Source organism: Microbacterium sp. ISL-103 (assembly GCF_018613995.1).
In the GTDB taxonomy this organism is placed as follows: Bacteria; Actinomycetota; Actinomycetes; order Actinomycetales; family Microbacteriaceae; genus Microbacterium.
Map to the genome: position 1 here is coordinate 1 of NZ_JAGGPD010000556.1, position 6283 is coordinate 6283.

9 protein-coding genes are annotated in these 6283 nt (G+C 67.5%); 7 read left to right on the forward strand and 2 right to left on the reverse strand.

Annotated elements, in window-relative coordinates; all coding sequences use genetic code 11:
* The 5 genes from J7E68_RS17615 to J7E68_RS17635 all read left to right on the forward strand — a co-directional run.
* Positions 1–320 (forward strand): A24 family peptidase (locus J7E68_RS17615; RefSeq protein ID WP_215174785.1); only part of this gene is annotated, 320 nt, incomplete at its 5' end.
* A gap of 35 nt (positions 321–355) precedes the next feature.
* Entirely contained in the window at positions 356–568 is a 213-nt protein-coding gene (locus tag J7E68_RS17620; RefSeq protein ID WP_215174787.1) for a response regulator, read from the forward strand.
* Positions 561–1205, forward strand: coding sequence for a CYTH domain-containing protein (locus tag J7E68_RS17625; protein ID WP_215174795.1), 645 nt, complete (start codon positions 561–563; stop codon positions 1203–1205). Before J7E68_RS17620 ends, J7E68_RS17625 begins: the two co-directional genes overlap by 8 nt.
* Before the next feature lie 54 nt (positions 1206–1259).
* Positions 1260–2414 (forward strand): type III polyketide synthase, encoded by a 1155-nt coding sequence (locus tag J7E68_RS17630; protein WP_215174797.1) that lies wholly within the window; start codon positions 1260–1262, stop codon positions 2412–2414.
* On the forward strand, positions 2411–3130 hold the full coding sequence (locus J7E68_RS17635) for a methyltransferase domain-containing protein (protein ID WP_215174799.1): 720 nt from the start codon (positions 2411–2413) through the stop codon (positions 3128–3130). Before J7E68_RS17630 ends, J7E68_RS17635 begins: the two co-directional genes overlap by 4 nt.
* Before the next feature lie 57 nt (positions 3131–3187).
* Here the strand turns inward: J7E68_RS17635 and lpdA are convergent, their stop codons facing one another.
* Positions 3188–4585: a dihydrolipoyl dehydrogenase gene (gene lpdA / locus J7E68_RS17640; RefSeq protein ID WP_215174801.1), complete on the reverse strand. Its 1398-nt coding sequence runs from the start codon at positions 4583–4585 to the stop codon at positions 3188–3190.
* Between the two features lie 9 nt (positions 4586–4594).
* A complete protein-coding gene (locus tag J7E68_RS17645; RefSeq protein WP_215174803.1) occupies positions 4595–5248 on the reverse strand; it encodes a copper resistance protein CopC in 654 nt (217 codons plus the stop codon).
* Between the two features lie 99 nt (positions 5249–5347).
* On the opposite strand from J7E68_RS17645, the gene J7E68_RS17650 reads away from it, so the two are divergent.
* Both J7E68_RS17650 and J7E68_RS17655 read left to right on the forward strand, forming a co-directional pair.
* The gene (locus J7E68_RS17650) at positions 5348–5833 is read left to right on the forward strand and encodes an FHA domain-containing protein (RefSeq protein ID WP_215174805.1); all 486 of its coding nucleotides are present in this window, start codon (positions 5348–5350) and stop codon (positions 5831–5833) included.
* A partial coding sequence (locus J7E68_RS17655; protein ID WP_215174807.1) for a MerR family transcriptional regulator occupies positions 5833–6283 on the forward strand: 451 nt, incomplete at its 3' end. The genes J7E68_RS17650 and J7E68_RS17655, both read left to right, overlap by 1 nt.

A 6283-nucleotide genomic window follows, 5' to 3' on the forward strand; every position in this document is an offset into this window, starting at 1 on the left:
GCGCGATGGGCACGGACGAGAACGATGCCCTGATCTGGGGAGGGTTCGGCCTGCTGATCCTCGGCGGCTTCTATGCACTGCTCCGTCAGATCAGTCGAGACGGGATGGGCGGAGGAGACGTGAAACTCGCTGCCGTGATCGGACTGATCCTCGGATGGCACAGCTGGCAGGCGCTCGCCGTGGGCGCGGCCTCCGCCTTCGTCCTGGCGGCGCTGTACGCGATGGTGTTGATGGCGCTCCGGCGGGCGGACGGCTCGACGCGCATCGCCTTCGGACCGTGGATGATCGTCGGCGCGCTCCTCGGCATCGTCGCGGCGTGAGCCGCGATCCGCCATCTCGGGGATAGGGTGAGGCCATGGCACTCGCACGACTTCACGGCGGCCCGCTCGACGGGCAGATCATTCCTCTCGGCGACGCGGACGACAAGCTGATCGTCCCCTACAGCGAGACCCAGGTGGTGTACAACCGACGCGGCGACGAGCAGAACACCGGTGACGCCGACGGCCCCACCGAGATCGACTACTGGTTCGACGAATCCCTCGAGGACATCAGCCCGTCGGATGACTGAGCACCACCCGGTTCCGCAGTCCGGCTCCGAGCCCACCAGGGTGGTCGAGGTCGAGCGCAAGTACGACGTCGACGACGATACGACGCTTCCCGACTGGGTGGGTCTTCCCGGCGTGGAGGCGGTGTCTGCCGGCGAGGTGCGCGAGCTCGACGCCCGCTACCTCGACACCGCTGACGCCGAGCTCTCCCGCGCGGGGGTGGCTCTTCGCCGCCGCACCGGTGGCCCGGACGCCGGATGGCATATCAAGGGCCCTCGTGAAGGCGACGGTCGGCTCGAGATCGGCTGGCCCCTGGGAGATGACGACAGCGTTCCCGATGCTGTGACCGAGGCGCTGTCCCGCTGGACGACGGGGCGGCTCACGCCTCTGGCTCGGATCGAGAACAACCGCGTCGCCTACCTGCTCACCGGCCCGCACGGCGTGATCGCCGAGTTCGTCGACGACCGCGTCAGCGCGACGGATCTGCGGCACGACGTGCGCCGCGAATGGCGCGAATGGGAGTTCGAACTCGGCCCCGCGGCTCCGGCCGACGCGGCAGGGCGAGATGCCCTGTTCACGGCCGTCGAGAAGGCGATCTTCACGGTCGGCGGTCGCGAGGCGGCATCCGGTTCGAAGCTCGCCCGTGCTCTCGGTTTCTGACACGCGGCGCAAGCCCCTTTCTCGCCGGCCTCGGCTCGTGCTTGAGTGACAGACATGAGCCGTTCTGCCGTACTCCGCTCCCTGCGGACGATCGTTCCCGACACCGTCCTCGAGCAGGAGGAGATCCGCGACATCTTCGGGTCGCAGCCGGAGATCGGCCGACTCGCCAGACGGATCATCGGCGCTTCCTTCAACGGCTCGGGGATCGACACCCGGCACACGGTGATCGAAGAGCTCTCGCCCGCCGCACGGATCGATGAGCCCCTCTTCTACGATCGCGAGACGGGGCTTCTCGGATCTCCGGGTACGAAGGCCCGCAACGACATCTATGTGCGCGAGGCGTCGCGTCTGTTCGTCGAGGTGGCCCGGCGGGCGCTGGATGCCGACCCCGACATCGTCGCCGCCGACGTCACCCACGTCATCACCGCGTCGTGCACGGGGTTCCACGCGCCGGGCCCCGACTACGAGATCGTGCGGGGGCTCGGCCTCCCCGACAGCGTCCAGCGCTACCACCTGGGATTCATGGGGTGCTATGCCTCGATGCCGGCGCTGCGCGCGGCGAGCCAGTTCTGTGCGGCAGATCCCGACGCGGTCGTGCTGGTCGTCAGCGTCGAGCTGTGCACGGTGCACCTGAGGTCGTCGGACGATCCGGACCTCATCGTCGCCAACTCGCTCTTCGCCGACGGCGCGGCGGCGGGCAGCGGCACGGCGCGTGATATCGCCACCCCCAACCCGGCCGTGCGCCTGGACGGCTTCCACACCGCGATCGCCGCCGAGGGCGAGAAGGACATGGCCTGGACCATCGGCGACCACGGCTTCGAGATGATCCTGTCGACGGCTGTGCCGCAGATCATCGGCGAGACGATCATCGGCGCGATCCGTCCGCTGTATGCCCGCGAGGGAGAACTGGCCGCCGCGTTCGACGACGGACGAGTGGGGGAGCGCGTCGAGCACTGGGCCATCCACCCCGGGGGCCGCAGCATCCTCGATCGTGTGCAGGAACGGCTGCACCTCAGTGATGCTCAGATGCGGCCGGCGCGGGAGACCCTGCGCGAGTACGGCAACATGTCCAGCGCGACGATCCTCTTCGTCATCAAGCGCATCCTCGATGAGGGTGCCGCAGACGGCTCGAGGGTCGCGGCGATGGCGTTCGGGCCGGGGCTGACCGCGGAGAGCGCCCTGATGACCGTCGCCACCGGCATCGCATGACGCATGATCTCTCGATCCGCGCATCCGACGCGCGGGAGCTCATGGACGACCCGCACGCCGACATCGGCATGCTCGAGCGCACCTACGAGCGATTCCGTGTCGTGAATGCGCTGGTCTCCGCCCCCGGTCGGCTGTATCGGCGCGACATCCGTCCTCGGGCACGTCGGGGTCCCCTCCGCATCCTCGACATCGGCGCAGGCGGTGGGGACGTGAGCCGGATGGTCGCGGCGAAGCTGCGGCGGGACGGGCTGAGCGCCGAGATCACGGCGTTGGATGCAGACGAGCGCGCCATCCGCTGGGCGGCCGAACGCGACGGGGGAGCAGGCGTGCGATACCGGTGCGCGTTCGCGGAGGAGCTGGTCGCAGAGGGGGAGAAGTTCGACGTCGTCTTCTCGAACCACGTGCTGCATCACCTCACCCCGTCGGAGTTGCAGGGTCTCCTGCAGGATTCCGCTCGGCTCGTCGGTGCAGACGGAGTGGTGGTGCACCGCGACATCGCTCGCAGTCGCGCGGCGTATGCGCTCTACGGCGCCGCGACCTGGCTGTTCGCGAGCACGCTCCTTCGCGGGTCGTTCATCCGGGAAGACGGCATGATCAGCATCCGTCGGTCGTACACGCCGCGGGAACTGGCTGAGGTCGCACCACCGGGGTGGGCGGTGCGGTTCGGGCTGCCCTCGCGACTCGAGCTGCGACGGAACGGCGACACGGCGCCATGACGAACGAAGGCCCGGTCACGCGCGAGCGTGCCGGGCCTTCGAGTCGATCGTGGACGATCAGAAGTTGATCATGTGACCTGCGAGGCCGTGGAAGCCCTCCTGCAGAGCCTCCGACAGCGTCGGGTGCGTGTGCACGTTGCGCGCGAGTTCGAGCGCCGTGAGGTCCCACTTCTGGGCCAGCGTCAGCTCGGGAAGGAGCTCCGAGACGTCGGGGCCGATCATGTGGGCGCCGATGAGCTCGAGGTGCTCGGCATCGGCGATCAGCGTGACGAAGCCGACGGGCTCGCCGAGGCCGTGTGCCTTGCCGTTGGCCATGAACGGGAAGGTGGCGACCTTGATCTCGCGCCCCTCGTCCTTCGCCTGCTGCTCGGTGAGGCCGAACGACGCGACCTGCGGCGAGCAGAACGTCGCGCGGGGCATCATGCGGTAGTCGCCGAGGGTCTGGGTCTCTGCGCCGCCGATGGTCTCTGCGGCCACGACGCCCTGCGCCTCAGCGACGTGTGCGAGCTGCAGCTTGGCGGTGACGTCGCCGATCGCGTAGATGCCCTCGACGTTGGTGCGCATGTGGTCGTCGATGTCGATCGCGCCGCGTTCGGTGAGCTTCACGCCCGTGGCCTCGAGTCCGAAACCCTCGATGTTGGGGGCGAAGCCGACCGACATGAGAACCTTGTCGGCCTCGATCGACGACTGCTGGCCGTCCTTGCCGGTGTACGAGACGGTGACAGACGAGCCGTTGTCGACCACGGACTCCACCTTGGTGGAGGTGAGGATGTCGACGCCGTAGTTCTTGTACTGCTTCGCGATCTCCTTCGACACATCTGCGTCCTCGTTGGGGAGGGCCCGGTCGAGGAACTCGATGATCGTGACCTTGACGCCGTAGTTGGTCATCACGTACGCGAATTCCATGCCGATGGCGCCGGCTCCGACGATGACGATCGACTTCGGGAGCTCGCGGCTGAGGATCTGCTCCTCGTAGGTCACGACGTTGTCGCTGAGCTGGACGCCCGGGAGCAGCCGCACCTTGGAGCCGGTGGCGATGATGGCATTGTCGAAGGTGACCTCTTCGGTCGAGCCGTCGGCCTTGGCGACCGAGATCGCCTTCGGCCCGGTGAAGGTGCCGCGACCGTCGTACTCGGTCACCTTGTTCTTCTTCATCAGGAAGTGGATGCCCTTGACCCGGCCGGCCGCGACGACGCGACTGCGGTCGAACGCCTTGCCGTAGTCGATCGTGAACTCACCCGAGATGCCGAAGAAGTCGGCCTTGTGGTTGAGCGTGTGCGCGAGCTCCGCGTTCTTCAGAAGAGCCTTGGAGGGGATGCAGCCCACGTTGAGGCAGACACCGCCCCAGTACTTCTCTTCGATGATGGCGGTGGACAGACCGAGCTGCGCGCTGCGAACCGCAGCGACGTATCCGCCGGGACCTGCACCGAGGATGACGACATCGTAGTGTGGCATGCCTTAAGCCTATCGCTCCGAAGACGGGTCGGAATCGGTCTGAGACGAGGTGCGGCGCCCGCGAACCACGAGCCAGACGACGATGCCGATGATGACCAGAACGCCGGCGATCGCGAGAATCCATATCACCACTGTCGCAGGGGACTCCTCGTCGCTCGCAGGCGCAGGAGTGACGTCTGTTCCGGGCCCGGCGGTCGCAGTCGGCTGCACGGTCGGGGCAGCCGTCGGGGCGGCGGTCGGCGGGGTCGTCGCCGTGCCGACCGTGCTGGCGGCGACGGTGAAGTCGAACTCGCCGGATGTGGGATGGCCGTCGCTCGACACGACCTTCCAGATCACGTGGTAGGCGCCGGCGGGGGCCTCTGCCGCCAGCGGCTGTGTGACGAGCGCGCCGTCGACGGTCGGCGCGCCCTCGATCACGGAGGCGCCGGAGGGATCCGTCACCACGACCTCGGTCGCCCCCTCCTCGTCGATGATCTTCGCGCTGAACGTGAGAGTCAGCTCGGCGGGGAGCGTCTGGACCGTGCCGTCGGCCTCGGGAGAGGAGGAGAGGAGGCTGTCGTGCGCCGAGGCGGACAGCGGCACGAACAGCACCAGGAACGCCGTGAGCAAGGCTGCTGCGAGGGCGATCGGGGCTGCGGGACGTCGATGAGCTGTGGTTTTCACGTGCCCAGCCTATGAACCGTCCGTATGCGAGCGCTGAGTGTGGATCGAGCTCCCGCGGGCGTCGTCCGATCAGTTAGTCTGGAGGACTAGGAGGGCATAGTGACAGACAGCCAGAATCGATCGGGCGGAGACGCCGCGATCCACCGTCCCGGCGAGCAACGACACGACGTGACGCAGACGTTCGGGCACGACTCGGACCTTTCATTCGTGCCTTTCGGCGTGGAGCTGACGGATGTGGAGCAGAGCGCCATCGCGGCGCTTCCCTCCGGTTCCGCGCTGCTTCTCGTGCGTTCGGGTGCTCTCGCGGGTGCTCGCTACCTGCTCGACACGGATGTGACGACCGTGGGTCGTCATCCCGAGGCCGACATCTTCTTCGACGACGTGACGGTGTCGCGTCGTCATGCAGAGGTCACCCGCACCGGGTCCACGTTCGAGATCATCGACCAGCGCTCCCTGAACGGAACGTACGTCAACGGTGAGCGCGTCGATCGCAGTGCGCTCGTCGACGGCACCGAGCTTCGTGTCGGCAAATTCCGGTTGAACTTCTTCGCTTCTCCCGTCGATCGCGTCGCGGCGATCGACTGATGGCGGCTTCCCCCGCCCGCGAACGCTCGGCGTCTGCGGGGCTTCTGAGCATCGGTCAGGTCCTCGCGAGACTCACGCCGGAATTTCCCGAGCTCACCTCCAGCAAGCTCCGCTTCCTCGAGGTCCAGGGGATCGTCACGCCGTCTCGCACCGAGTCCGGCTACCGCAAGTTCTCTCAGGCCGATATCGAGCGACTGCGCCTCGGCCTGACGCTGCAGCGTGATCACTACCTTCCGCTCAGCGTCATCCGCGAGCAGCTCGATGAGGCCGAGGCGAACGGCGATTCCACGACCCTGTCACCGCCGCCGTCGATCATGCCGACGCCACGACGCTACCGTCGAGACGAGCTGCTCTCGGCCGCAGGTGCCGGGCCGCAGCTTCTCAACGACGCGATCAGCACAGGCGTCATCACCGCACAGGAGAACTACTCCGAGGCGACCGTCACGCTGC